Source organism: Pseudoalteromonas rhizosphaerae (genome assembly GCF_902498845.1).
In the GTDB taxonomy this organism is placed as follows: Bacteria; Pseudomonadota; Gammaproteobacteria; order Enterobacterales; family Alteromonadaceae; genus Pseudoalteromonas; species Pseudoalteromonas rhizosphaerae.
Map to the genome: position 1 here is coordinate 1 of NZ_CABVLM010000073.1, position 320 is coordinate 320.

General features: G+C 42.2%; 1 pseudogene. It reads left to right on the forward strand.

What is annotated here, in order from left to right:
• Nucleotides 1-320: pseudogene (locus PSR9079_RS23515) on the forward strand (hypothetical protein); the annotation flags it as partial.

A 320-nucleotide genomic window follows, 5' to 3' on the forward strand; every position in this document is an offset into this window, starting at 1 on the left:
CAACCTGTTCACCTTGGTCGATTTTCCTCTTCCAAAGTTGCCGTTCAAAAGCTTGTTCGTCAGTTTGAATCTAAATACCCTGGCGCAACGTTACACTTTGTTTATGAAGCAGGCCCTTGTGGTTATTATTCGTATCGTCCCTGATACTCACTAAAGCCCGCTACGCGGTTCAAATTTATTCCCTATAAATTTGTGGATTTACAGATTAATCACAAGCCTTGGCCATTGCTGTTATGTGGTTGCCCCGTCTCTTATTCCTAAAAAACCAGGCGAGAAGATTAAAACCGATAAACGTGATGCCCTTAAGCTCGCTAAATTAC